Source organism: Streptomyces sp. NPDC026417 (assembly GCF_055567695.1).
Map to the genome: position 1 here is coordinate 207,860 of NZ_JBVHPY010000010.1, position 24,425 is coordinate 232,284.

Here is a 24,425-nt window from a genome sequence, read left to right on the forward strand (position 1 = left end):
CCGGCGGCGCAAGGTGGCGGGCATCGACCGCCGCCCCCCGAGGAGGAGCGCCTTGCAGACGTCAGACACGTACGGCCCGAGTCGCAGAGCAGTCGTCGCCGCGGGAGCCGCCGCCGGGGTCACCGCCGCGTTCGGCCCGCCCGCGGCGGAGGCCGTCGCCTCCGCCGGAGCGGCCGGTGCGCCGCCCGAGGCCGTGATCCGCTCACGCGAGCTGGAGGTGCGCGTGGCCGCCGCCTTCCCGCAGGTCCTCTCCTACACCGACCGTGTCACCGGCGCCGTCCTCCACGGCGGGCAGGACGCCGTCACGTCGGTCCTCATCGACGGCGCCGAGCGCACCCCGACGGTCACGGCCACCCCCGGCGAGGACCGCGTCGCCTACCGGCTCGCCTTCGACGGCGGCACCACGATCGACGTCGTCGTCGAGGTGTCGGGCCGCCGCGTCCACTGGCGGGTGACGCGGATCGCGGACACGGCCGCCCTGCCGGTCGGCACCCTCCAGGTCCCCGGCCTCGCCCTGCTCACCGTGCGCAGCGACCAGCCCGGCGCCCACCTGCTGGCCGCCCGCATCCAGCTGGACAAGGCGAAGAGCGGTGACACCCTCGTCACCCCGGCCCCGGACACCCCCGAGGAAGCGCCCACCGGATGCGCGTACGCCGTCGTCGCGCACGCCGGACTCGCCGCAGCCGTGGAGACCAACACCGTCTACGACCGGCCCGACAGCGCCGCCGGCACCACCTGGGAGAACGGCCGGCTCTGGCGGCGGACCGTCCGCAGGGACGGATACAGCGAGGCGCAGCTGGCACCCGGCCAGTGGACCCACCGCGCGGCGACCTCGCCCGACACCGAGCCCCTGCCCTACGCCACCGTGATCGTCACGGGCGACCGCAACGGTGACGGTGTCGTCGACTGGCAGGACGCCGCGATCGCCTTCCGCGACATCATGGTCACCCCGCTCGGCGCCGACCTGCAGCACCTGCGGGTCGTTCCCCACATCCCCTTCAACTTCGCCTCGCAGGCCACCCATCCGTTCCTCGCCACCCTCGACGACGTCAAGCGGATCCACCTGGCCACGGACGGACTGCGCCAGTTCACCCTGCTGAAGGGCTACCAGTCCGAGGGCCACGACTCCGCCCACCCCGACTACGCGGGCAACTACAACCGGCGGGCCGGCGGTCTCGGCGACCTCAACACGCTGCTCGCACAGGGCGGCAAGTGGAACAGCGACTTCGCCGTCCACGTCAATGCCACCGAGTCCTACCCCGTCGCGCACGCCTTCTCCGAGACCCTGGTCGACAAGACGGACGAGCAGTGGGACTGGCTCGACCAGAGCTACCGCATCGACCAGCGCCGCGACCTCGTCTCCGGTGACATCGTGCGGCGCTTCGCCGACCTCCGTGCCGACACCCACCCCGCCCTCAACTCCCTCTACATCGACGTCTTCCGCGAGTCCGGCTGGACCTCGGACCGGCTCCAGCGCGCGCTGCGGGAGCAGGGTTGGCACGTCACCACGGAGTGGGGCCACGGACTGGAGCGCTCCGCCCTGTGGTCCCACTGGGCCACCGAGACCGACTACGGGCCCGACACCTCGCGCGGCATCAACTCCCGGCTGATCCGCTTCATCCACCACCACCACAAGGACGTCTTCGCCGACAAGTGGCCGACCCTGCTCGGTGTCGCCCGCATGGGCAACTTCGAGGGCTGGACCGGCAAGACCGACTGGAACCGGTTCCACCGGCTGATCTGGACCGACTCACTCCCCGCCAAGTACCTGCAGGCCCACCCGATCAGGACCTGGCGCGAACACGAGATCACCTTCTCCGGCCCCGGAGCCACCACCGTCACCGACACCGACGGCGTCCGGCGCATCACCACCGACGGACGGCTGGTCTACGACGGCGGCCGCTATCTGCTCCCCTGGGAGCCCCGCCGGGCCACCCGCCTCTACCACTACAACCCGGACGGCGGCAGCAGCACCTGGCACCTCCCAGGGCGTGGGAGAACCTCACGCGCGTCGCCCTGTACCGGCTCACCGACCAGGGCCGCGTCTTCCTCGGCCACCTTCCCGTCCGCGCGGGAGCGATCACCATCGACGCACAGGCCGACCAGCCGTACGTCGTCCACCCGACGCGCGTCCCCGACCCCCTGTCCCCCGACTGGGGACAGGGGACCCCGCTGTACGACCCCGGCTTCAACTCCGGTTCGCTGAAGGGCTGGACGGTCACCGGACCCGCCTCCGTCGAGCGCAGCGGTACCGGTGACCACGAGCTGGTGATCGCGCCGGGCGGCGCCGCGTCCGTCGGACAGCGGCTCACCCGCCTGCAACCGGGCACCTACGCCGCCTCCGTCCAGGTCGAGGTGGGGGAGAAGCCCGGCGAGAGCCGCACGGCGTCCCTGCGGATCCGCACCGCCGACGGGGTCACCGCGGCCAACTGGACCCGGACGTCCACGGCCGTCAACCACGTCGCCGCCGACCGCAAGCACGGCACCCGCTTCCAGCGCATGTTCACCTGGTTCACCGTCCCCGAGGGCGGCGGCCCCACCGACCTCGCCCTGTGCGCCGACGCCGGCCGCGCCCGCGTGCGGTTCGACAACGTGCGGATCGTGCCCGCCCGGCGATCCGCCAAGGAGGGAACCCTCGTCTTCGAGGACTTCGAGAACGTCCCCCAGGGCTGGGGCCCGTTCGTGAAGGGCGACGCCGGCGGCGCCACCGACCCGCGCACCCACATCGCCCAGCGCCACGCCCCCTTCACCCGACGCGGCTGGAACGGCAAGGTGATCGACGACGTGATCGACGGCTCGCAGTCGCTGAAGTCGCGCGGCGAGAACGGCGGACTGGTCCACCGCACCGTGCCGCACACCGTCCGGTTCCTCCCCGGCCGCCGCTACCGGGTCTCCTTCCGGTACGAGAACGAGAAGGCCGGCCAGTACGCCTGGATCACCGCCGTCGACCGGGCCGCCGGCACCCGCGAACTCCACCGCCAGGACCTGCCCGCCACCGGCGAACCGGCCACGCACTCCTACGAGTTCACCGCACCGGACCAGGGCGAGGCCTGGGTGGGGCTGCGCAAGACCGGGGACGACGGCACCGCCGAGTTCGTCCTGGACTCCTTCGAGGTCGTCGAGGTCGTCGAGGCCGGGGAGGCCGGCGGAACCGGCTGACCGGCGCCCTCGCACTCCAGCACCCACACCTCGTTGACGCCCTCCCGCAGGACCGGCCCCGGCACGTACAGCGCGTGCTGCGGGCCGGCCGACCAGTAGCGGCCGAGGCAGAAGCCGTTGATCCACGCGAACCCCCGCGTCCAGCCCGGGAGTTCGAGATAGGCGTCACCGGCGCCGCGCACCGTGGCCGTGCCCCGGTACAGGCCGGGGGCGCCGTCCGCCGGCACCTCCTCCAGGGGGACTCCGCCGACGTCGTCCAGCGCGTCGAGCCGCAGCCCGCGCGCCCGCACCCCGTGCAGGTACTGCCGCTCGTGCAGCAGCCCGCCGGTGATGCCCTTCGCCTCACCCGTGCGCGGACCGTAGTTGACCCTCCCCAGCGACTCCACCCACAGCTCCACCCGCGCCGGCCCCGCGACGGGTTCCGCGAGCCGCTCCTCGTCCCCGGTCAGCACCCCCGCGGGCACGCCGTCCACCGTCACCCGGGCGAGGTCCCGCAGCCCGCGCACGGTCAGCGGGTAGGGCCGCCGGGGCCCGGGCACGGTCACCTCGTATTTCACCAGCCCTCGGTCCACGTCCAGCTCCTCGAACGTCGGCGGCACCGGATACTCCCCGCCGGGACCGCCCAGCACCTCCAGCACGGTGTCCAGGGACGCCCACCCGCGCAGGTCCGTCACCGCGGCCGCGCCCAGCGCCGCCGGCGCGGGCGGCACCTCCGGCAGCGGCCCCGGCGCATACGCGGCGAGCACCTCGCGGAAGCGCCGGAACTTCTCCGTGGGGCGGCCCAGTTCGTCGATCGGGGCGTCGTAGTCGTACGAGGTCACGTCCGGCTCCAGCGGTCCCTCGTGCAGCTCGCCGCCGCCCCGGTTGGCGCCCGCCCAGCCCGCGAAGCTCGTCCCGCCGTGCGCCATGTACAGATTGACGGACGCCCCGCACTCCAGAATCTCCCGCAGCGCCTCCGCCGCCTCTCCGGGATCCCGCACGACGTGCTCGGCCCCCCAGTGGTCGAACCAGCCGCACCAGAACTCCATGCACATCAGCGGACCGTCGGGCCGGTGCCTGCGCAGCGTCGCGAACGCCTCCCGCGCCTGCGAACCGAAGTTGGCGGTCGCCAGCACGCCCGGCACGCTGCCGCCGGTCAGCATGTGGTCCTCCGGCCCGTCCGAGGTGAACAGCGGCACGCTCACCCCCTCGGCCCGCAGCAGAGCGGCGAGCCGGTCCAGATACACGTGGTCGGAGCCGTAGCTGCCGTACTCGTTCTCCACCTGCACCATCAGCACCGGACCGCCGCGGTCGACCTGCCGCGGCACGATCTCGGGCAGCAGCCGGCCGAACCAGCGCTCCACCGGTCCCATGAACCGCTCGTCACGGGTACGGAGCGGCACACCGGCACCGGTGAGCCAGTGCGGCAGGCCGCCGTTCTCCCACTCCGCGCAGATGTACGGCCCCGGACGCACGATCGCCCACAGCCCGGCCTCACGCACCGCGTCCAGGAATCGGCCCAGTCGCCCCACATCGTGGAAGCGGCCCGATGACGGCTCGTGGAGATTCCACGGAACGTACGTCTCCACGCAGTTGAGGCCCATCGCGGCCAGCATCCCCAGCCGGTGCCCCCACTGCGCCTCGTGCACCCGGAAGTAGTGCAGCGCACCGGACAGCAGCCGCACCGGGCGCCCGTCCAGCAGAAAGTCGGTGTCCCCCACCGTGAACTCGCTCATGGCGCCACCCTCACCTCTGGCGGCGGCCCCGTCCATGGACAAAGATCAGCGCTGGTTGGACCAATGGAAGCCCCAGGACACGGCCGGCGGTGGCCTCGGCACCGGGTGGAAGGGCGGGACGAAACGGATGTACCACACCTGGATGCGGTATTTCACGCCCGGCCCCGCCCACCACCGGCTCGGGCTCGCCTGCCTCGGCGTGGGACTCCAGCACGGGGAGCTGCCCGTCGTCGGACCCCGCACCCTCGACCACCACGTGGCCGTCGTGATCAGCGCGGGCAGCGGCTGGTTCCAGGACGTCCACGGACGACGCCACCCCGTCACCGCCCCCGCCCTGCTCTGGCTCACCCCCGGCGTACCGCACCACTACGGACCCGACCCCGGCTGGGACGAGTGCTTCGTCGACTTCACCGGGCCCGCCGCCGCCACCTACACCGAACTCGGCTACATCGAACCCGGCCGGCCCGTCGTCCCCCTCTCGGACGCCGCGGGCGCCCGCGGCGTCGTCGGCCGCATCGCCCGCGCCGCCCGCCGCGGCAACCCCCTGCTGGAGGTCGAGACCGGTGCCGCCGTCCACGAACTCCTGGTCGCCCTGCGCCGCGCCCGCGCCGACCTCGCCCCCGACGGCGACGAGGTGCTGCAGGCCCTCGCCCGCGACGCCTTCCAGCCCCTCACCGTCGCCGAACACGCCGCACGGCACGGCATGACCCCCGCCGAACTGCGCACCGCCGTCCGCCGCGGCGCCGGCTCCAGCCCCAAGGACTACCTCGTCGGCATCCGTCTGGGCCGCGCCAAGGAACTCCTCGCCGCCACCGACCTGCCCGTCGCCGCGGTCGCCCGCCGCGTCGGCTACGACGACCCCGCCTACTTCTCCCGCCTGTTCACCCGCCGCGTCGGCGTCCCGCCCGTCCGCTTCCGGGAACAGCAGGGCCGCACCGTGCCCGGCGGCTGGAGCAACCGGATACCCGACCCCGACGATCCGCCGATCATCGAAGGGCCCTCGGCCCCTTAGGGTGGACCCCCATGACCAACGGCAACACCACCGCAGCGACCACCCCGGGCGACGGCAGCGGCATCGACCCCGCCGTGCGCGCCGAACTCGGCAGGCTCCGCGACAGCATCGACAACATCGACGCCGCCGTCGTCCACATGCTCGCCGAGCGCTTCAAGTGCACCCAGCAGGTCGGACACCTCAAGGCCCAGCACCAGCTGCCGCCCGCCGACCCCGCCCGCGAGTCCCGCCAGATCGCCCGCCTCCGCCAGCTCGCCGAGAACGCCAAACTCGACCCCGCCTTCGCGGAGAAGCTCCTGAACTTCATCATCGCCGAGGTGATCAGGCACCACGAGCACATCGCCGACCACGCGGGAAGCGGTCCTTCCGGTCCGGGGGAGTGACAGCGCGCTCGCGCGCGGGCCCCGGGCCCGGGCACTCCTTGTCAGGCCATGGGCACATGCCGTGAACGCGGCCGGGGTCTAAGCTGGTCGGCCAAGCACGGGGGACGTCGGGCCGAGGGGGCGCCGGGCAATGCCGTCGGATGCCAAGATTCTCATCGTCGACGACCATGAGGACACGCTGTACGCGCTGGAGAGCGCACTCGCGCCGCTGGGCTACCGGCTGTCGCGCGCGACCAGCGGCGACGAAGCGCTGAAGGAAGTCCTGCGGGGCCAGGTCGGCCTGCTCCTGCTCGACGTGCGCATGCCCGGCGTCAGCGGCCTGGACGTCGTGCGCTACATGCGCCGCCTGGAACAGACCCAGCACATCCCGGTCATCCTGCTCACCGGCTTCGGCCCCGACTCCGAACTCACCGCCACCGCCTTCCAGCTCGGCGTCGCCGACCTCGTCATGAAACCCGTCGACCCCTGGACCCTGCGCACCAAGGTCCGCTACCTGTACGACGCCCACCGGCGCTCCCGGGCCCTGGAACGCGACGTCCGCGAGCTGCGCGCCCGCGTCGAGGAGCTCTCCCAGGGCCCCGCCCTCGCCCACCCCGACACCCGCGTCCCCGTCCAGCGCGAGGCCCCCGGAACCCGGCTCGAACAGGACCGGACGTGACCGGACGCCCCACGTGAACCGGGGCCCGGCGGACAAAGGGCGCGTACCGATCCGACGCTGTGTCATCCCGGGGGCATCGGGCAGCATGTCCCCCATGTCCGTACTGACGCGCGACGAAGCGCAGACCCGTGCCAAGCTCCTCGACGTCCACCGCTACACGATCGCGCTCGACGTGACCGGCGGAGCCGAGACCTTCGACTCCCGCACCGCCATCCACTTCACGGCCCACGCGGACGCGGACACCTTCGTCGAGCTCAAGCCCGCCGACCTGCGCTCCGTCACCCTCGACGGACAGCCCCTCGACCCGGCGACCCTCACCGGCAACCGGCTGCCGCTGAGCCTCACCGCGGGCAAGCACGAACTGCACGTGGACGCCACCATGCGCTACTCCCGCACCGGCGAGGGCATGCACCGCTTCACCGACCCCGCCGACGGCGAGACCTACCTCTACACCCAGCTGTTCATGGACGACGTCCAGCGCGTCTTCGCCGCCTTCGACCAGCCCGACCTGAAGGCCGTCTTCGAGCTGTCCGTCCAGGCCCCCGACGGCTGGACCGTCCTCGCCAACGGCATCACCGAACACCTCGGCGAAGGCCGCTGGCAGGCCGCGCCCACCCCACCGGTCTCCACCTACCTCGTCGCCGTCGCCGCCGGCCCCTGGCACTCCGTACGCACCGAACACCAGGGCCTGCCCTTCGGCATCCACTGCCGCCGCTCCCTGGCCCCGTACCTGGACGCCGACGCCGACGAGATCCTCGACGTCACCCGCGCCTGCTACGACCGCTACCACGAGAAGTTCGAGGAGCCCTACCCCTTCGACTCCTACGACCAGGCGTTCGTCCCCGAGTTCAACGCCGGCGCCATGGAGAACCCCGGACTCGTCACCTTCCGCGACGAGTTCATCTACCGCTCCGCCGTCACCGACACCGAACGCCAGACCCGCGCCATGGTCATCGCCCACGAGATGGCCCACATGTGGTTCGGCGACCTCGTCACCCTGCGCTGGTGGGACGACATCTGGCTGAACGAGTCCTTCGCCGAGTACATGGGCTACCAGACCCTCACCGAAGCCACCCGCTTCACCGACACCTGGACCGACTTCGGTGTCGCCCGCAAGTCCTGGGGCTACGACGCCGACCAGCGCCCCTCCACCCACCCCGTCGCCCCCGACCCCGACGCCGTCCCCGACACCGCCTCCGCGATGCTCAACTTCGACGGCATCTCCTACGCCAAGGGAGCCTCCGCACTCCGCCAGCTGGTGACCTGGCTCGGCGAGAAGGACTTCCTCGCCGGCATCAACGCCCACTTCGCCCGGCACAGGTTCGGCAACGCCACCCTCGCCGACTTCATCGAGTCCCTCGCCGGCGCCACCGAGCGCGACGTCCACGCCTGGGCCGGGGCCTGGCTGCGCACCACCGGCGTCGACACCCTCACCCCCGCCGTCACCGCCGGCGACGACGGCACCTGCACCCTCACCGTCGGCCACGCCGGCAGCCGCCCGCACCGCATCGCCGTCGGCCTCTACGACCACGACCTGACCGACGACGGCCGCCTCACCCGCCGCGGACGCCTCGAACTCGACATCCCGCAGAGCACCCCGACCTCCATCGGCAAGCGACCCGCCCTGCTCCTCCTCAACGACGGCGACCTCTCCTACGCCAAGATCCGCTTCGACCCCGACTCCTTCGCGACCGTCCGCACCTCCCTCGCCGGACTGCCCGAACCGCTCACCCGTGCCGTCGTGTGGAACGCCCTGCGCGACAGCGTCCGCGACGGCGAACTCCCCGCCGCCGCCTACGTGGAGGCCGCCCGCGCCCACCTCCCGTACGAGACCGATCTCGCCGTCGTCCAGGGCGTGCTGTCCTTCGCCGGCGCCCACGTCGCCGACCGCTACCTCCCCGCGGCGGACCGCCCCGCCGCCCTCGCCACCCTCACCGACCTCTGCCGCGACCTCATCCGCCGCACCGAGGACGGCTCCGACCCCGGCCTCCGGCTCACCGCCGTACGCCACTTCATCGACGTCGCCGCCCACCCCGACACCATCAGCGCCTGGTTCTCCGAGGGCACCGTCCCCGGCGGCCCCGAACTCGACCCCGAACTGCGCTGGCGCATCCTCGGCCGGCTCGCCGTCCTCGGCGCCATCGACGACGCCGTCATCGAAGCCGAACTCGTCCAGGACCCAAGCGCCACCGGACAGGAAGGCGCCGCCCGCTGCCGCGCCGCCCTGCCCGACCCGCAGGCCAAGAGCAAGGCCTGGGACGAGATGTTCGCCTCCGACGACCTCTCCAACTACCTGTTCACCGCCACCGCGCAGGGCTTCTGGCAGCCCGAGCAGAGCGACCTGCTCCGCGGCTACGTCGAGCGGTACTGGCAGGACGCCGTCGCCGTCGCCGACCGCCGGGGCCCCGCCATCGCCGACGCCGCGGGACGCTGGGCCTTCCCCGTCCACGCCGTCTCCGCGGACACCCTCCACCTCGGCGAACGGTGCCTGCGCGACGACGACCCCATCCCCGCCCTCCGCCGCAAACTCCTCGACCAGCTCGACGACCTGGCCCGCGCGCTGCGCGTCCGGGAGGCGTGATCGACGGGACGGAACGGGACGACGTCCCGGCCGTACGACACAAGGGGCGTCCGGTACCCACCGGGCGCCCCGTCCCGCGCCCGGACGGTCGGCAGCCGCCCGTCCGGGAACCGGCACCCCCTAGCACCCCCGAGCTCCCCACACCTTCCCCCCGCACGGCAGTACCCCCTTTCGGGTTCCGGTCGTTGGGCATTCCGGGCGCGCCGACCCCCCGCGCGTACAAGCTGGAACTCCCCGCCCTGCGCCCCTCGGAGGACGCCCATGAGCTCGCCGCTCCTCGCCTCAGGCCCCGACGGCCCCGACGCGCTGCGGCCGCTGCTCGACACCGTCCTCCACGCGCTGCGCGCCGGCACCGCGGCACGCGGCGGTCCACTGCCGGCCGGCGGTCCGCACGCCGTCACCCGGCGCCTGACCGACGCCGTCGGCGAGGTACTGCCCCGCGAAGGCTCCGCGGACGCCCTGGGACGCCTCGTCCGCGCCCTCGCCGAAGGCGCCGCCGACCCCGCCGACCCCCTGTGCGCAGCCCACCTCCACTGCCCGCCCCTCGCCGTCGCCGCCGCCGCCGACCTGGCCGCCTCCGTCCTCAACCCCTCCATGGACTCCTGGGACCAGGCCCCCGCCGCCTCCGCACTCGAAGACCTCGTCACCGACGCCCTCGCCGCCGAGATCTACCCCGCCGGCCCGACACCCCCACCCGAACACGGCAGCGAGCCGAACGTGCCCCGGGCGAACGGGAAACCGAAGAAAGGTGCCGCCGTTGTCACCACCGGCGGCACCGAGTCCAACCAGCTCGCCCTGCTCCTCGCCCGCGAACACCACAACGGCGTCCAACTCGTCTGCGCAGCCAACGCCCACCACTCGCTGCGCCGCGCCGCCTGGCTCCTCGGCCTGCCCGAACCCGTCGTCGTCCCGGCCCCCGCCGGCACCATGGACCCCGCCGCCCTCGACGACGCCCTCACCGACCTGCCCGGCCCGCGCGGCTCGTTCCTCGTCGCCGCCACCGCCGGCACCACCGACGCCGGACTCGTCGACCCGCTGCCCGACATCGCCGACCTGTGCGCCGCCCACGGCGTCCGCCTCCACATCGACGCCGCGTACGGCGGCGGCCTCCTCCTCAGCGACCACCACCGCCACCGGCTCGACGGACTCGCCCGCGCCCACTCCGTCACCCTCGACCTGCACAAACTCGGCTGGCAGCCCGTCGCCGCCGGGCTCCTCGCCGTACAGGACCCCCACGACCTCCACGTCCTCGGCCACCCCACCGACTACCTCAACGCCGACGACGACACCCGGGCCGGCCTGCCCGACCTCCTCGGACGCTCCCTGCGCACCAGCCGCCGCCCCGACATCCTCAAGATCGCCGTCACCCTCGGCACCCTCGGCCGCCAAGGCCTCGGCGACCTCGTCGACCGCGTCTGCGCCCACGCCCGGGAACTCGCCGACCTCGTCGACGCCCACCCCGGCTTCGAGCTCTACGACCGGCCGACGATCAGCACCGTCCTCTTCCGGCCCGCCGAAGCCGACGACCACACCGTGGCCGCCGTCCGCCGCACCCTCCTGACCGAGGGCCGCGCCGTCCTCGGCCGCGCCGCCCTCGACGGCCGCCTCTGGCTCAAGGCCACGATCCTCAACCCGCACGCCCGGTCCGGCGACCTGGCCGCACTCCTCGACCTGGTGGAAGGACACACACCACGATGAGCCCGACGCCCATTCCCCCACGCCACGAACCCGAAGCACCCCGCGACCTGGTGGGCATCGGCATCGGCCCCTTCAACCTCTCCCTCGCCGCCCTCGCCCACCCCCTCACCGAACTCGACACCGTCTTCTACGAACAACGCCCCACCTTCGACTGGCACCCCGGCCTGCTCATCGACGGCACCACCCTCCAAGTCCCCTTCCTCGCCGACCTCGTCACCCTCGCCGACCCCGCCAGCCCCTGGTCGTTCCTCAACTACCTCAAGGCCCGCGACCGCCTCTTCCCCTTCTACTTCGCCGAGCGCTTCCACATCCAGCGCGCCGAGTACGACGGCTACTGCCGCTGGGTCAGCGACAGCCTCCCCGGACTCCACTTCGGCCACCAGGTCGACGCCGTCCGCTGGAACCCCGAACGCGCCCTCTTCGAAACCGACTACACCCAACTCGACACCGACGGCGAAGCCGAGGCCCTCGGCCGCACCTACACCCGCAACATCGTCATCGGCGTCGGCACCACCCCCCACATCCCCGACGCCCTCCAACCCCTCGTCGACGCGCCCGGCGTGCCCGTCATCCACGCCGCGGACTACCTCGAACACCGGGACCAGTTCCTCACCGCCGACCACATCACCGTCATCGGCGCCGGACAGTCGGGAGCCGAAGTCTTCCTCGACCTCCTGAAGAACCGCCCCGCCGGCCGCGAGAAAATCCACTGGCTCGCCCGCACCGAGGCCTTCGCCCCCATGGAGTACTCCAAGCTCGGCCTCGAACACTTCACCCCCGACTACACCCGCTACTTCCACGCCCTCACCGAACCCGTACGCGACCGGCTCCTCGCCGCCCAGTGGCAACTCCACAAGGGCATCGACGCCGACACCATCGCCGCCATCCACGACGAGCTCTACCGCCGCACCCTCCACGGCGGCTGGCCCGACGCCGTCCTCACCCCCGCCGTCAACGTCCGCACCGCGGGACGCGTCGCCAACACCAAGGTCGAACTCCACCTCGAACACGTCCAGCAGGGCACCCGCTCCCGCCTCACCACCGACGCCGTCGTCCTCGCCACCGGCTACCGCGAACGCCCCCTCGGCCGCATCCTCGCCGGACTCGACCCCTACCTGCGCCGCGACAGCGCCGGACGCCCCCGCATCGACGACCGGTTCCGGCTCGTCCTCGACCCCTCCGTCACCGGCCAGGTCTACGTCCAGAACGCCGAACTCCACACCCACGGCGTCGGCGCCCCCGACCTCGGCCTCGCCGCCTGGCGCAGCGCCACCATCCTCAACACCCTCACCGGCAAGGACCCCTACCCGCTCCCCGGACGGACCTCCTTCACCACCTTCGGACTCGACCCCCGGCCGCACATCCCGACCGCCCGCCGCGCCCCCGTCCTCACACCCCTGGTCGAGGACCGCTAGAAACGCACCGGAACCAGGAACACGCCCCCCGGACGGCCGCGTTGGCCCGGCATGACCACCACCTGGACCGCCGCCCACCGCGCCGCCGCCATCGACCCCCACGAGACGCTCAAGCTCTTCCCGCCCCGCGCCTTCGGCGACCAGACCCTGCGCCAGACCGTACGGCTCGCCGGCGGCGGCGAGGCGTACCGCATCCATCTCAGCAACCGCTACGGCAGAACACCCCTGGAGATCGCCGGCGCACACGCCGCCACCCGCACCCGAGGCGGCACCATCGACACCGGCACCGACACCGTGCTGCGCTTCGGCGGAGAGACCGCCGTCACCGTCCCCGCGGGCCGGGAGATCACCACCGACACCGTCGAACGCCCCGTCACCGCAGGCCAGGAACTCACCCTCAGCCTCCACCTGCCCGGCGACACCGGCCCCAGCACCTACAGCGGCGTGCCGTACGACACCGGCCACGTCGCCCCCGGCGACCAGCTCCACGCCGAAACCCTGCAGGACGCCGAAGAACTGACGACCGGTCACTTCCTCTCCGGCGTCGACGTACGCACCCCCGCGGACACCCGCATCGCCGTCGCCTTCGGAGACTCCTGGATCGCCGGAGCCTTCACCACCCCCGGCACCGACCACAGCATCCCCGGCCACCTCAACCGCCGGCTCACCCGCGGCTGGATCGTCAACCAGGGCCTGCCCGGCAACCGCCTCCTCACCGACGAAGTCGGCGAACACCTCCTCGGCCGACTCGAACGCGACGTCCTCGCCGTACCCGGCGTCAGCCACGTCCTCGTCCACATCGGCGTCAACGACCTCGGCCTCGCCGGCGCCCAGTCCTACCCCGAACCCCCCGACCTGCCCGACACCGACCGGCTCAAGGCCGGCTACACCACCCTCGCCGACCGCCTGCACGCCGCCGGACTCACCGCCATCGGCTCCACCCTCGGCCCCTACGCCGGCACCGTCTACGACGGCATCGACACCCCCGAGGGCCAAGCCGTCCGCCGCGACCTCAACGCCTGGCTCCTCGGCCCCGACCAGCCCTTCGACGCCGTCGTCGACATCGCCGCCGCCGTCGCCGACCCCCACCGGCCCGACCGGATCCGCCCCGAGTACAACGCCGGCGACGGCCTCCACGTCAACGACGCGGGCGCCGAAGCCATCGCCCGCGCCGTCGACCTCAGCCTCCTGGCGCTGTGACCACCGCAAGCGGCCACGGACCCGGGCCGACCCCCCGAGGTCCCGCCCGGCCCGCCCCACGGCCTAGAACACCGGCGTGCCGTTCCGCGTCAGCCGCCAGTCCACCGACGCGAACTCCGCCGGGTCCAGAACACCCTTGGCGGTGACCCACTCGGCGATCCGCGTACGGATCTCCGTCGACTCCGACCACAGCTCCTTCGCCGACGCCACGTGCGGGAAGGCACCACCGCCGTTCGCCCGGTAGTTGTTCACCGCGAACACGAACTGCTGGTCGTCCGCCAGCGCCGCACCCCTGTACGACAGGTTCTTGATCCGCGAACCCGGCGCCTGCGCGATGTCGATGTCGTACTGCAACCCCGACACGTAGTCGTAGTTGTAGTCCGGCCGGTTGTTCGCGTTCGTCAGCTTCTCCGTGTCCACCGCCGCGTCGGGAGCCGTCCGCACGAAGTACTCCGCCGAATACTCCAGGTACGCCCGCACCTGCGCGCCCGTCAGCAACTTCGCCACCAGCGTGTTGTCGTACACGTACAGACTCGACAGGTCCCGGATCGTCACCTCGCCCGCCGGGATCTCCGACGTACGCGAGAACGGCGACGCCTGCGCGATCACCGGCAGCGAGGCGTACTCCGTGCCCGCCAGCGCCGCCGCGACCACGTCCTCCTGCACCTTCGTGATGAGATCGATGATCGGCGCGTCCTTGTACCGCGCCTCCACCGTCGTCAGCGTCTGCGTCGCCGTCCCCACCACCTGGTTGACGTACTTCACGACCGCATCGTGCTCGTCACCCAGCAGCTTCGTGATCCGCGGATCGTCCGCGACCGTCCGCGAGTCGCGCAGCGACGCCGCCACCGACTCGACCTGCCACCGGCCCTTCTCGAAAACCAGCTCGAAGTCGAAGAGCGACAACCGCTCCGCGTAGCACAACGGCTCCGACAGCACGACCGTCCGGCCCGTCGCCGTGTTCGTGACCTTCAGCTCCGGAATCTCCACATGCGCATGCCCCACCAGGATCGCGTCGATCCCCGGCACCTGCTGCGCCACCAGAGCGGCCGAATTCTCCACGTACGGCAACTGGTCACCGTACGACGACGTCCCCGACGAACCACTGTGCGCCGACACGACCACGACGTCCGCACCCATCGACCGCAGCTTCGGCACCCACTTCGCCGCCTGCTCCTCCAGCCCCGGGAACGTCAACTTGCCCTGCACATACGCCTTGTCCCAGATCGCGATACCAGGATTCGTCAGCCCCAGCACCGCCACCCGCACCGGCGGCAGACCCGGCACCTTGAACTTCTTCATGAAGTACGGCGGGAAGGCCGGCTTCAGCGTCTTCGCGTCCAGCGCATTCGCACCCAGCAGCGGGAAGTCGCACTGCGACTCGAATTTCCGCAGCGTCTCGATCCCGTAATTGAACTCGTGGTTGCCGAGCGCCACGGCGTCATAGCCGATCGCGTTCATCGCCTGCGCCATCGGATGCACCGGACCACCCTTGGCGGTGATCGGATCCACCTTCGCGTAGTAATACGTCAGCGGAGTGCCCTGAATCGTGTCGCCCGCGTCCAGCAGCAGCGTGTTCCCGCGGCCCTTCTCCTTGCGGACCTGGTCCACCAGCGTCGAAATCCTGGCCAGGCCCATGGCGTTGCCCTTGGCGTCGGAATACTCCGCGTCCTTGAAGTAGTCCCAGTTGAAGACGTGCCCGTGCAGATCGGTCGTGCCCATCACCGTCAGCGCGTACCGCTTCGGGTGCTTCGAGGCCCCTTCCGCCACCGCCGCCTGCGCGGCCGGAGCACCCACCGCCCCGGTCAGCGCCACCCCGGCGCCCGTCACGGCGGACCTCTTCAGAAACTTCCGGCGGTTCAACGGCATGTCAGTGACTCCTCGGGGCGATGGTGAACGACGCGCGTAGATTCTGACCCGGGCGCCACACCCCCGAACAGATCCCGCAGGTTTCGATCTGGTGACCGGCAGACCCCACAACCCACCCTCCGGTGACACAGTGGGACGTATGACCCCCACCCCCGCCTCCGCCCACGGCACCCCCGACACCCCCCACCTCACCGTCCGCGGCGAAGCCCACCTCGAAGCCGACCCCGACACCGCCCGCATCGGCATCACCCTCACCGCCCGCGGAACCGACCGCCGCGCGACCCTCGCCGACCTCACCCGGCGCAACACCGCCACCCTCGACCTCGTCCAAAGCTACGGAGACGCCGTCGAACACCTCGAAACCGGCGCCCTCACCCTCAGCCCCGAACTCACCCGCCACGGCCGCGGCGAACGTGTCCGCGCCCACCACGGCCACGTCCACCTCACCGCGGAACTCAACGACTTCACCGCACTCGGCGAACTCACCGCCCGCCTCGCCGACCTCGAACTCACCCGCGTCGACGGACCCTGGTGGACCCTGCGCCCCCAATCACCCGCCCACGGCCGAGCACGCCGACAAGCCGTCCAGGAAGCCGTCCGACGCGCCCGCGAATACGCCGAGGCCCTCGGCACCACCCTCACCGCACTCCTCGAACTCACCGACACCGACACCGACCCCGCCCAACCGCTCGCCCGCGGTCTGCGGACCATGGCCTACGCCACCGACTCCGCCGAGGAAACCGCACCCCTGGACCTGGCACCGCAACGCCAGCACGTCCACGCCCAGGTCACCGCCCGATTCACCATGGCGCCCCCGAACCTGTGACACTGCGCCGCTCATCGGAGCGCCCCCGCGCACAATTCAACACTTGTCAATAGCCTTTCACGCAAAGGTCGTTGGGCAGACACGCACACCCAAATCTCTACCCGCCGGTAAGGCCTAGGCTCGAACCATGCGCCGAGCAAAAATCGTTTGTACTCTGGGGCCCGCCACCGACTCGTACGACCAGATCAAAGCACTGGTCGAAGCCGGAATGGACGTCGCCCGATTCAACCTCAGCCACGGCACCTACGCCGAACACGAGGAGCGCTACCAGCGCGTACGCAAGGCCTCCGACGAGACGAGCCGCAGCGTCGGAATCCTCGCCGACCTTCAAGGCCCGAAGATCCGCCTCGGCCGCTTCCGCGAGGGACCCGTACTCCTTGAACGCGGCGACACCTTCACCATCACCGTCGAAGACGGCGTCGAAGGCGACCGCCACACCTGCGGCACCACCTACGACGGCCTCGCCACCGACGTCACCCCCGGCGAACGCATCCTCGTCGACGACGGCAAGGTCTGCCTCGAAGTCACCTCCGTCGACGGCCCCCGCGTCCACACCGCCGTCGTCGAAGGCGGCATGGTCTCCGACCACAAGGGCCTCAACCTCCCCGGCGTCGCCGTCTCCGTCCCCGCCCTCTCCGACAAGGACGAAGCGGACCTCCGCTGGGCCCTGCGCGCCGGATTCGACGTCATCGCCCTCTCCTTCGTCCGCAGCGGCCGCGACATCGACGACGTCCACCGCATCATGGACGAGGAAGGCCGCCGCCTCCCCGTCATCGCCAAGGTCGAAAAGCCCCAGGCCGTCGACAACATCGAGGACATCGTCGCCGCCTTCGACGGCATCATGGTCGCCCGCGGGGACCTCGGCGTCGAAATGCCCCTGGAACAGGTCCCCATCGTCCAGAAGCGCGCCATCAAGCTCGCCAAGCGCAACGCCAAGCCGGTCATCGTCGCCACGCAGATGCTCGACTCGATGATCGAGAACTCCCGCCCGACCCGCGCCGAGGCCTCCGACGTCGCGAACGCCGTCATCGACGGCACCGACGCCGTCATGCTCTCCGGCGAGACCAGCGTCGGCAAATACCCCGTCGAGACCGTCCGCACCATGTCCCGGATCGTCGAAGCCGCCGAGGAGGACATCCTCGCCAAGGGCCTGCCCCCGCTGACCGAGCGCAACAAGCCGCGCACCCAGGGAGGCTCCGTCGCCCGCGCCGCCGCCGACATCGGCGACTTCCTCGGCGCCAGGTTCCTCGTCGCCTTCACCCAGTCCGGCGACACGGTGCGGCGGCTCTCGCGCTACCGCTCGCCGATCCCGCTCCTGGCGTTCACGCCCGACCCCGCCACCAGGTCCCAGCTCACCCTCACCTGGGGTGTGGAGACCTTCCTCGGTCCGCACGTCGACTCCACCGACGCCATGGTCGACCAGGTCGACGAGCAGCTCCTGAAGATCGGCCGCTGCCGGAAGGGCGACATGGTCGTGATCACCGCCGGCTCCCCGCCCGGCGTCTCCGGCTCGACCAACCTCGTCCGCGTCCACCACATCGGCGAGGACGACACCCCCAAGTAGCCGGCGCCGGGCCCCACGTGAGGAGGGGCCCACCGCGCCGGACTCAGTACTTGGGACCCACGTGCGCATCCATCAGAGCCACGTCGGCCCTGCGGGCCACGGAGATGTTGTAGGCGTTCCCGTGCCGGGTGCAGTGCGTCCACGCGACACCGAGCCGGTCGAGGGTGCCGGTGTACAGCCGGCGGATGTCGTCGGAGACGTTGGTGAAGAAGTACCGGGGATACTCATAACGCTTGCGCTCACCGGCGACGACGCGCGTCGTCCAGTTGGTGATCCGGCACCCGTCGGAGTGGATGAGCCCCCGAACGAACTCCCACGGATGAGCGTCGACGATCTCCCGCTGCCACCCCTCCAGCACGATCGCCCGCTCGTGCTTCTTGCCGGGCCCGTGCTGGGGGAAGAGGGCGGGCCAGTGCGGGTAATAGCCGACCACCGACACGCAGCCGTCGGCCTGCACGCGGTGAGCTGTGCGCGTGGGACTGATCGCGCGCATGGCCGCCTCGCAGGCCGCGACGAGCCCTGGCCACTTGTCGGCGCACGCGATGCGGAGGTAGTGGCCGGTGCCGCGCGGACCGGGGCTGATGCAGCCGTCGCCGAGATAGAGGCCCAGCAGATAGGCGTACGAAGCCCGGTCGGCCGGTGGGTCGGGCGGCGGCGGAGGTGACATGCGCGGCATCGGCTCGAGGTGTTTTTGCCAGGAGCGGATGGCCGAGCGGGAGATACCTGTCTCCCGGCTCACCGCATTCAGGCTGCGGCCCTGTTCCACCAGCTCGAGTGCTCGTCTGCGGGTGGTGATGTCGTACATGCGAACACTGTGCGAAAGAGTTCACGGAGGTGTGCGGCAAAAAGCGGATGTTCACGAGAAGGTGGACATCCGCTTCTAAGGGGTGACCTTGTAATCCAAGGAAAAGTGCCCCGGGTCGGACTCGAACCGACACTGTATGGGTTTTGAATCCATTGCCTGCTGCCAATTGGGCTACCGGGGCCCAGCGAATCCAAGGTTCACCCCGACCCGCTGCCCGACCACCTTACCGCAGCTAGGTACGCTCTTGGGAGCAGTACTTGCCTGCCCTGGAACGAGGAGCACCCCGTGACCGCCCCCGAGTCGCCCCAGCCCGTGGACGCGCCCGACGACGACAAGTCGCACGTACCTCCGCTGACGACCCGTGTCGTCATCGCCGAGGACGAGGCCCTGATCCGTCTCGACCTCAAGGAGATGCTGGAGGAGGAGGGCTACACCGTCGTCGGTGAGGCGGGCGACGGTGAGCAGGCCGTCGAGCTGGCCCGGGAGCACCGGCCGGACCTGGTGATCCTCGATGTGAAGATGCCGAAGCTGGACGGGATCTCGGCGGCGGAGAAGATCGCCGAGGAGAGCATCGCGCCGGTGCTGATGCTGACGGCGTTCTCGCAGCGGGATCTGGTGGAGCGGGCGCGGGACGCGGGTGCGATGGCGTACCTGGTGAAGCCGTTCAGCAAGAGTGACGTGGTGCCGGCGATCGAGATGGCGGTGTCGCGGTTCACGGAGTTGAAGGAGCTGGAGAAGGAGGTCGCGGACCTCAGCCAGCGGCTGGAGACGCGGAAGCTGGTGGACCGTGCGAAGTCGGTGTTGCAGACGGAGTACGGGCTGACGGAGCCGGCGGCGTTCCGGTGGATCCAGAAGACGTCGATGGATCGCCGGATGTCGATGCAGCAGGTGGCGGAGGCGGTCATTCAGGACGCTGAGGAGAAGAAGGCGTCGAAGGGCTAGTCCTCCTGGTTCGGAGCGTGTGAGAGGCCCGCGACCCCGTTGGTGGGGTGGCGGGCCTCTTCGTGTGTTCGGTGGGGGCGGTGGATCAGTCCTCGCCGAGGTAGGCCTTGCGGACGGATTCGTCGTGGAGGAGGTCCTGTCCGCTGCCGGAGAGGACGATGTTGCCGATCTCCATGACGTGTCCGTGGTCGGCGAGCGAGAGCGCCGCCTGGGCGTTCTGTTCGACGAGCAGGATGGTGGTGCCCTGGGACTTGAGTTCGGCGATGGTGGCCATGATCTTCTGCATCATGATCGGCGAGAGGCCCATGGAGGGTTCGTCGAGCATGAGCAGTTTGGGCTGGGACATGAGGGCCCGGCCCATGGCGAGCATCTGCTGTTCGCCGCCGGAGAGGGTGCCGGCGGCCTGCTTCCGTCGTTCCCCGAGGATGGGGAAGAGGTCGTAGGCGCGCTGGATGTCCTTCTCGATGCCTGCCTTGTCGTTGCGGAGGAAGGCGCCGAGGCGGAGGTTGTCCTCGATCGTCATGCGGGGGAAGATGTGCCGCCCCTCGGGGGAGTGGGCGAGCCCGAGGGAGACGATCTGGTGGGCGGGGGTCTTCTTGAGCGACTTGCCCTGGAACTTGATCTGGCCGCCGGCCGGCTTGAGGAGGCCGGAGAGGGTGCGCAGGGTGGTGGTCTTGCCGGCGCCGTTGGTGCCGATGAGGGTGACGACTTCGCCCGCTTCGACCTTGAACGAGATGCCCTTGACGGCTTCGATCTTGCCGTAGGCGACGCGGAGGTCCTCGACCTCGAGGAGTGCGGTCATCGGTCGTTCTCCTTGCCGGGCGCGGCGTCCGTGGCGGGGGCGGCCTGTGCCTCGGCGTTCTCGACTTCGGTGAGTTCGTCGTTGCCGGGGGCGCCTTCGAAGGGTTCGCCGAGGTAGGCGGCGACGACGCGTTCGTCGCCCTGGACGGTGGCGCTGTCGCCCTCGACGAGCTTCTCGCCCTGGACGAGGACGGCGACGCGGTCGCAGAGGTTGAAGATGAAGCGCATGTCGTGCTCGATGACGAGGACGGCGATGCCGCGGTCGCGGATGGCGAAGACGAGTTCCTCGGTCGCCCGCGTTTCCTGGGGGTTCATGCCGGCGGTGGGCTCGTCGAGCAGGAGCAGGCCGGGTTCGCTGGCGAGGGCGCGGGCGATTTCGAGCTTGCGCTGTTCGCCGTAGGGCAGGTTGCGGGCGAGGTGTTCGGCCTTGGCGTCCAGGCCGACGAACTCGAGGAGTTCCATGGCGTGGGCGCGGGAGGCGGCTTCGGCCTTGTGGAAGCCGGGTCCGCGCAGCAGCGCGGACCACAGGCCTTCCTTGGTCCGGGTGTGGCGGCCGACGAGCACGTTTTCCAGAACCGTCATGTTGGCGAACAGGCGGATGTTCTGGAAGGTGCGGGCGATGCCGGCCGCGGTGACCTTGAAGGACTTCGGGGGCAGGACGTTGCCTTTGAACCGGACTTCGCCCTCGGTGGGGATGTAGAGGCCGGTGAGGCAGTTGAAGAAGGTGGTCTTGCCGGCGCCGTTGGGGCCGATGAGGCCGACGATCTCTCCGGCGTTGACGGTGAGGTCGACGTTGCGGACGGCGGTGAGGCCGCCGAAGCGCATGGTGACGCCGCGGGCGTTGAGGACGGGCTCGCCGGGGGTGTGGGCGCCGGGGCCGGTGTCTTTGGTGGTGGTGTCGGTCGTCATGGTGGTCAGGCCCCTGCCTTGCTGAGGACTGCGGGTGCTTCCGCCTCTTCGTGGAACTCGAGCTGGCGCCGCCGGTTGGGGATGAGGCCTTCGGGGCGGAAGCGCATCAGGAGGACCAGCGTGATGCCGAAGGCGAGGAGCTGGTAGTCGCCGAGGAACTGGAGTTTCGCGGGGATGAGGTAGAGCAGGGCGGCGCCGACGAGGGGTCCGCTGATGGTGCCCATGCCGCCGAGGACGACCGCCGCGAGGAGGAAGGCCGAGTTGGGCGGGACGACGTGGGCGAACTGGTACTGCTCGGGTGTCACGGTGTAGGTGACGTGGGCCTGGACGGAGCCGGCGAGGCCGGCGAGGCAGGCGCCGAGGGCGAAGGCGATGAGCTTGACGCGGAAGCCGTTGATGCCCATGGCGAGTGCGGCGGTCTCGTCCTCGCGGATGGCGATCCAGGCGCGGCCGATGCGGGAGTCGCTGCTGCGCCGGAAGACCACCACGACGATGAGGGTGATGAGGAGCATCAGCAGGAAGTAGTTGGCGAATCGCGCGATGGTGAATCCGCCGAAGCTGTGTTCCTGGCCGAAGTCGAAGCCGAAGATGTTGAGGTTCGGGATCGAGGAGATGCCGTTGGAGCCGTTGGTCACGTCGGGGCCGGAGGTGCCGTCCATGTTGAGGACGGTGATGCGGAAGATCTCTCCGAAGCCGAGGGTGACGATGGCGAGGTAGTCGCCGCGCAGGCGGAGGGTGGGTGCGCCGATGATGACGCCGAAGATCATGGCGACGACGGCGCCTGCGATGGCGGAGGCCCAGAAGGGCCAGTGGACGTGGAGGGGGGAGGAGGGGGAGCCGGACACGAGGGCGGCGGTGTAGGCGCCGACGCCGAGGAAGGCGACGTATCCGAGGTCGAGGAGGCCGGCGAGGCCGACGACGATGTTGAGGCCGAGGGCGACGGTGGCGAAGATCAGGATGTAGACGCCGATGGTCGCGTAGCGGTCGTCGGACTGGGTGAACGGGAAGGCCGCGGCGGCGACGAACGCACCGGTCATGGTGATGGTGCGGTGCTTGGTCGTGATGGCCGAGACCCGGGCCACGAGCCCGGCCTTGGCGATGGCGGCGAAGCCGAAGCCGACGGTGATGAGGAAGCCGACGAAGAGTTCGTCGTATTCGGTGCCGATGCCGTACGTGAAGATCGTCAGGCCGAGTGCCATGGCCAGGATGATCACGAGGATCTCGGCGTAGGCGGGGATCTTGCGGGCGGGCCGGGTGGGACCGCTCGCGAAGGTGGCCCGGGTGACGGCGCCGGCGTGGCGGGCGTGGTGCAGGAACTGCTCCCACCGGGTGTCCTCGTCGTCGACCGGCTCGGGTGCCGGGCGCTCGAAGGGCAGGGAGAGGGCGCCGAGGAGGGCGATCAGGGTGACGGCGGCGACGATGTAGCCACCGGGTTCGAGGTTGACGACGCCACCGAGGTTGACGGTGATGGCGATGACGGTGAACCAGGCGGTGGCGAAGGTGCCGAGTGCCGCGAGCTTGAGGGCGCCGTCGGCGCCGGAGGGGGTGAGCCAGCCCAGGCCCTTGACGCCGTAGGAGGCGAGGCCGAAGAGGGTGGTGAGGAGCCCGCCGATGAGGACGAGGACCTGGAGGCCGCCGGGGTAGCCGTAGACGGTGAGGTCGCCGGGGAAGGCGGAGGTCCACGTCCAGGCGAGGAAGGTGGAGACGACCGCGAGGGCGCCGCCGCCGGTGGCGAGCGCGCGGCCGGTGGCGGGCGGTATGCCGATGAGGCCCTTGGACGCGCCCGTGGTGGGGGCGGCGGGGGTCTGGGGCGGTGTGGTCTGTGTGGTCATCGGTGTCACGCCCTGTCCGCGACGCGCTCGCCGAGCAGGCCCTGCGGCCTGAAGAGGAGCACGAGGATGAGGAGTACGAACGCCCAGACGTTGGCCCAGGACTGGCCGCCGAGCTGGTCCATGCCGGGGACGTCGGCGATGTAGGCGGTGGCCATGGTCTCGGCGATGCCGAGGACGAGGCCGCCGATCATGGCGCCGTAGATGTTGCCGATGCCGCCGAGGACGGCCGCGGTGAAGGCCTTGAGGCCGAGGATGAAGCCCATGCGGAACTGGACCTGGCCGTACTTGAGGCCGTAGGCGACGGCTCCGACGGCGGCGAACGCTGCGCCGAGGGCGAAGGCGACCACGATGATGCGGTCGGTGTTGATGCCCATGAGCTTGGCGGTGTCGGGGTCCTGGGCGGTGGCCTGCATGCCGCGCCCGGTGCGGGTCTTCATGACGAAGTAGGCGAGGATCGCCATGCTGATCGGGGCGGCGACGAGGAGGAACACGTCGCCGGTCTGGATGGTGACGCTGCCGATCTCGAACGGGCCGCCGTCGATCTCGGGGAAGTTGATGGATTCCTTGGCACCGGGGTACCAGGCCCACACGGCCTGCTGCAGGGCGAGGGAGAGGCCGATGGCGGTGATGAGCGGGGCGAGGCGTGGGGCGGTGCGCAGGGGGCGGTAGGCGAATCGTTCCGCTCCCACGGCGACGACGACTGCGGCGAGGACGGCCCCGAGGAGCATGAGCGGCAGGGCGATCCACATGGTGGTGCCGTCGGGCAGCACGTACAGGTAGACCGTGAGAGCGCCGAAGCCCCCGATCATGAAGATCTCGCCGTGGGCGAAGTTGATGAGCTGGACGATGCCGTAGACCATTGTGTAGCCAATGGCGACCAGCCCGTACATGGATCCCAGTAGCAGGCCGTTGACCAGCTGCTGCGGCAGTTCGTTCACCGCAATGTCCTCCGAGACTTTCGGACGTTCGACGGATGTGACCGGGGGTGACCCGGATGTGAGTCCGCGCGGGGCGCCTGTGGTGCGGCGCCCCGCGCGGCTCATCGGTGGTGCGGTG

General features: G+C 70.9%; 17 protein-coding genes, 1 tRNA gene and 1 pseudogene. 11 read left to right on the forward strand and 8 right to left on the reverse strand.

All coding sequences use genetic code 11. The features are described from left to right. Positions 1–52: 52 nt before the first annotated feature. Positions 53–3,126, forward strand: a pseudogene (locus tag ACZ4NT_RS18330) (endo-alpha-N-acetylgalactosaminidase family protein); the annotation flags it as partial. Here ACZ4NT_RS18330 and ACZ4NT_RS18335 read toward each other — a convergent pair. Then, a complete protein-coding gene (locus ACZ4NT_RS18335; protein WP_467726289.1) occupies positions 3,018–4,874 on the reverse strand; it encodes a glycoside hydrolase family 35 protein in 1,857 nt (618 codons plus the stop codon). The pseudogene ACZ4NT_RS18330 and the gene ACZ4NT_RS18335 sit on opposite strands and share 109 nt — an antisense overlap. 127 nt (positions 4,875–5,001) lie before the next feature. Between ACZ4NT_RS18335 and ACZ4NT_RS18340 the strand changes: the two genes are divergently transcribed. The 7 genes from ACZ4NT_RS18340 to ACZ4NT_RS18370 all read left to right on the forward strand — a co-directional run bounded on the left by ACZ4NT_RS18340 (position 5,002) and on the right by ACZ4NT_RS18370 (position 13,821). Next, positions 5,002–5,886 (forward strand): helix-turn-helix domain-containing protein, encoded by an 885-nt coding sequence (locus ACZ4NT_RS18340; RefSeq protein ID WP_467726366.1) that lies wholly within the window; start codon positions 5,002–5,004, stop codon positions 5,884–5,886. 11 nt (positions 5,887–5,897) lie between these two features. Beyond that, positions 5,898–6,269: a chorismate mutase gene (locus ACZ4NT_RS18345; RefSeq protein ID WP_121403601.1), complete on the forward strand. Its 372-nt coding sequence runs from the start codon at positions 5,898–5,900 to the stop codon at positions 6,267–6,269. Positions 6,270–6,399: 130 nt separating this feature from the next. Next, positions 6,400–6,927, forward strand: a complete 528-nt coding sequence (locus tag ACZ4NT_RS18350; RefSeq protein ID WP_121403602.1) for a response regulator — start codon at positions 6,400–6,402, stop codon at positions 6,925–6,927. An 85-nt stretch (positions 6,928–7,012) separates the two neighbouring features. Beyond that, positions 7,013–9,508 (forward strand): aminopeptidase N, encoded by a 2,496-nt coding sequence (pepN, locus tag ACZ4NT_RS18355; protein WP_467726291.1) that lies wholly within the window; start codon positions 7,013–7,015, stop codon positions 9,506–9,508. Between the two features lie 261 nt (positions 9,509–9,769). Next, positions 9,770–11,206 (forward strand): pyridoxal phosphate-dependent decarboxylase family protein, encoded by a 1,437-nt coding sequence (locus ACZ4NT_RS18360; RefSeq protein WP_467726292.1) that lies wholly within the window; start codon positions 9,770–9,772, stop codon positions 11,204–11,206. Beyond that, a complete protein-coding gene (locus ACZ4NT_RS18365; protein ID WP_467726293.1) occupies positions 11,203–12,621 on the forward strand; it encodes a lysine N(6)-hydroxylase/L-ornithine N(5)-oxygenase family protein in 1,419 nt (472 codons plus the stop codon). The genes ACZ4NT_RS18360 and ACZ4NT_RS18365 overlap by 4 nt, the downstream gene beginning before the upstream one ends. A 51-nt stretch (positions 12,622–12,672) precedes the next feature. Then, entirely contained in the window at positions 12,673–13,821 is a 1,149-nt protein-coding gene (locus ACZ4NT_RS18370) for a GDSL-type esterase/lipase family protein (protein WP_121403606.1), read from the forward strand. A gap of 63 nt (positions 13,822–13,884) precedes the next feature. Here the strand turns inward: ACZ4NT_RS18370 and ACZ4NT_RS18375 are convergent, their stop codons facing one another. Next, positions 13,885–15,690 (reverse strand): bifunctional metallophosphatase/5'-nucleotidase, encoded by a 1,806-nt coding sequence (locus ACZ4NT_RS18375; protein ID WP_467726295.1) that lies wholly within the window; start codon positions 15,688–15,690, stop codon positions 13,885–13,887. Between the two features lie 139 nt (positions 15,691–15,829). On the opposite strand from ACZ4NT_RS18375, the gene ACZ4NT_RS18380 reads away from it, so the two are divergent. Both ACZ4NT_RS18380 and pyk read left to right on the forward strand, forming a co-directional pair. Next, positions 15,830–16,516, forward strand: a complete 687-nt coding sequence (locus ACZ4NT_RS18380; RefSeq protein ID WP_121403608.1) for an SIMPL domain-containing protein — start codon at positions 15,830–15,832, stop codon at positions 16,514–16,516. Positions 16,517–16,643: 127 nt separating this feature from the next. Next, positions 16,644–18,080, forward strand: coding sequence for a pyruvate kinase (gene pyk / locus ACZ4NT_RS18385; protein ID WP_121403609.1), 1,437 nt, complete (start codon positions 16,644–16,646; stop codon positions 18,078–18,080). Between the two features lie 43 nt (positions 18,081–18,123). Here pyk and ACZ4NT_RS18390 read toward each other — a convergent pair whose 3' ends face one another. Together ACZ4NT_RS18390 and ACZ4NT_RS18395 are read right to left on the reverse strand one after the other, a co-directional pair. After that, complete coding sequence (locus ACZ4NT_RS18390; protein ID WP_467726297.1) at positions 18,124–18,885, reverse strand: helix-turn-helix domain-containing protein; 762 nt, start codon at positions 18,883–18,885, stop codon at positions 18,124–18,126. A 106-nt stretch (positions 18,886–18,991) separates the two neighbouring features. Next, positions 18,992–19,066, reverse strand: a tRNA-Leu gene (locus ACZ4NT_RS18395). A gap of 104 nt (positions 19,067–19,170) precedes the next feature. Between ACZ4NT_RS18395 and ACZ4NT_RS18400 the strand changes: the two genes are divergently transcribed. After that, positions 19,171–19,827 carry a response regulator gene (locus ACZ4NT_RS18400; protein WP_121403611.1) on the forward strand — a complete coding sequence of 219 codons (657 nt, stop codon included), beginning with the start codon at positions 19,171–19,173 and terminating at the stop codon, positions 19,825–19,827. 85 nt (positions 19,828–19,912) lie between these two features. Here ACZ4NT_RS18400 and ACZ4NT_RS18405 read toward each other — a convergent pair whose 3' ends face one another. Genes ACZ4NT_RS18405 through ACZ4NT_RS18420 form a run of 4 tightly spaced genes read right to left on the reverse strand, consistent with a single transcriptional unit; the run spans position 19,913 to position 24,307 of the window. After that, positions 19,913–20,629, reverse strand: a complete 717-nt coding sequence (locus ACZ4NT_RS18405) for an ABC transporter ATP-binding protein (RefSeq protein WP_121403612.1) — start codon at positions 20,627–20,629, stop codon at positions 19,913–19,915. Continuing rightward, complete coding sequence (locus ACZ4NT_RS18410) at positions 20,626–21,537, reverse strand: ABC transporter ATP-binding protein (protein WP_121403613.1); 912 nt, start codon at positions 21,535–21,537, stop codon at positions 20,626–20,628. Before ACZ4NT_RS18410 ends, ACZ4NT_RS18405 begins: the two co-directional genes overlap by 4 nt. A gap of 5 nt (positions 21,538–21,542) precedes the next feature. Beyond that, the gene (locus ACZ4NT_RS18415; RefSeq protein WP_121403614.1) at positions 21,543–23,369 is read right to left on the reverse strand and encodes an ABC transporter permease subunit; all 1,827 of its coding nucleotides are present in this window, start codon (positions 23,367–23,369) and stop codon (positions 21,543–21,545) included. Between the two features lie 5 nt (positions 23,370–23,374). Then, positions 23,375–24,307: a branched-chain amino acid ABC transporter permease gene (locus ACZ4NT_RS18420; protein WP_121403615.1), complete on the reverse strand. Its 933-nt coding sequence runs from the start codon at positions 24,305–24,307 to the stop codon at positions 23,375–23,377. Positions 24,308–24,425 lie beyond the last annotated feature (118 nt).